This is a genomic window from Parabacteroides distasonis, from assembly GCF_004793765.1.
In the GTDB taxonomy this organism is placed as follows: Bacteria; Bacteroidota; Bacteroidia; order Bacteroidales; family Tannerellaceae; genus Parabacteroides; species Parabacteroides distasonis_A.
Map to the genome: position 1 here is coordinate 1 of NZ_SRYM01000112.1, position 2147 is coordinate 2147.

A 2147-nucleotide genomic window follows, 5' to 3' on the forward strand; every position below is an offset into this window, starting at 1 on the left:
TAACACTTTTATCGTTATGTTATTATTATTCAAGTAGATATTTATTGGGTTATATTGAACTCACGTTATTTAATTTGATACGTATGTTTCTCTTTTCTTTATTAATGGTCTTGATTTGCTTGAACGCATGTTCTGGAGAGAAGACTCCAGACAATGTAACTGTGTATGTCACGACAAACGATCGTGCGAAAGATTTCGTGAGAAGTGAGATCGCCTTGGGGGACAAACAAGCCGCCTCGCCTTCCGTGATAACGATAGACCCTTCGGTCCGCTATCAGACGATGGATGGCTTTGGCGCCGCCGTGACGGGCTTTACCTGCTATAACTTGATGCGGATGGCTCCCGAGGATCGGACAGCTTTCCTGAAAGAGACTTTCTCTGATACGGAGGGGATGGGGTATAGCTATATCCGTATCTCGATTGGCTGTTCGGACTTTTCTTTAAGTGAGTATACTTGTTGTGACACGAAGGGTGTCGAGAATTTCGCCTTGCAGAGCGAGGAGAAGGAGTATGTGATACCGATCTTGAAGGAGATCTTGGCGATCAGCCCTTCTATAAAAATCTTGGGATCGCCTTGGACTTGTCCAAGATGGATGAAGGTGGATAACTTAAAGGATTTACGTCCGTTCGAGTCGTGGACTAGCGGACAGCTGAATCCCGCCTATTATCAAGATTACGCTACCTATTTCGTGAAATGGATACAGGCGATGGAGGCCGAGGGGATTCCTATCGAGGCGATAACTCCCCAAAACGAACCTTTGAACCGAGGAAATTCCGCTTCCTTATTTATGGGATGGGAGGAGCAACTCTCTTTTGTGCGTGACGCTCTAGGCCCTAAACTGAAAGAGACTGGCCTCAAGACGAAGATCTACGCATTCGACCATAATTACAATTACGATAATATGTTGGAGCAACAAGGCTATCCGATGAAAATCTACGAGGATGAGAATGCCGCTTCTTTCCTGACAGGTGCCGCTTACCATAATTACGGGGGCGACCGGGAGGAGTTGAATAACGTAAACGGCAAGTTCCCCGATAAAGAATTAATATTTACGGAAACTTCTATCGGCATGTGGAATGATGGACGTAACTTAGAGAAACGCTTGATGGAAGATATGGAGGAGACGGCCTTGGGTACGGTGAATAACTGGTGTAAGGCAGTTATCGTATGGAACTTGATGCTGGACAACGAGCGGGGACCGAACCGAGAGGGTGGTTGCCAGACTTGTTATGGTGCCGTGGATATCGATCGCTCGGATTATAAGACGATTACCCGGAATTCTCATTATTATATTATCGGCCATTTATCCTCTGTTGTGAAACCGGGAGCGGTACGGATCGGCTCTAAAGGGTATACGGCTGATGGGATTATGTATTCCGCCTTCGAGAATTTAGATGGAACGGAAGCGCTCGTATTACTAAATAATACGGACGGGACTAAAAATATAACGGTAAACAGTGGCAAACGTTCGTTTACCTATGAGGTTCCCGCTAAAGCAGTCGCTTCTTTCCGTTGGAATCTTTACTAATAATATATCCATTATAGAGACGGAGCACGCCCCGTCTCTACAATAAATAGATGCAAATAATGCCTTTATCTATAAAGGCAACAAGCTGGCGCTTATCATATAAGTCTTTATCAGCCATATACGTGTCATGGCCTGCTTTAGCGATCGCTTTTGTAGAGGTCTTTTGGGGATCGTACAGGAGATGAATCATCTGATCATCTTTGTCCCAATGAGCGGATAACACGCCGTTTACTCCTTTGGTCGCTTTCTCAATACATTCTTCTTAAATCCGCAACTATAAAATCCGATTTGTTATAATGTATTAAAATAGAAACAGTTGGGATGTTTTAATGAAAGAAAAGTATTCACTCATGTAGGTCGATTTATTCCTTTTTCCATAGTTGAAGTTTTGCTATTTTCTATAGCCCAAAGGAATGCTTTTATTTTGACTTGTCTAACTATTTGATAATCTTTTTTCAAAAAAGTTTTACGTTTCTTTTATCGTAACTACTCAGCCTCTCTCTTTGTGAGATCATATAAAACGAGGGCTTTCCCCATTATTATCAGGAAAGCCCTCTTATAGATCTTATCAATCATAGTTTCAAGCTATGGTTAAAAAAGATCTTCGACATAGTTAAG

At 42.6% G+C, this 2147-nt stretch carries 1 protein-coding gene and 1 pseudogene; one reads left to right on the forward strand and one right to left on the reverse strand.

Features of this window, described 5'->3' with window-relative positions:
* Nucleotides 1-83: 83 nt before the first annotated feature.
* Nucleotides 84-1529 carry a glycoside hydrolase family 30 protein gene (locus E5342_RS18880; RefSeq protein ID WP_135960071.1) on the forward strand — a complete coding sequence of 482 codons (1446 nt, stop codon included), beginning with the start codon at nt 84-86 and terminating at the stop codon, nt 1527-1529.
* Between the two features lie 65 nt (nt 1530-1594).
* Here the strand turns inward: E5342_RS18880 and E5342_RS18885 are convergent.
* A pseudogene (locus E5342_RS18885) lies at nt 1595-1791 on the reverse strand (efflux RND transporter periplasmic adaptor subunit); the annotation flags it as partial.
* Nucleotides 1792-2147: the final 356 nt, after the last annotated feature.

Excerpts from the sequence above, each read along its gene's own strand:
- E5342_RS18880 (WP_135960071.1), top strand. The coding sequence starts at position 84 with ATGTTTCTCTTTTCTTTATTAATGGTCTTGATTTGCTTGAACGCATGT.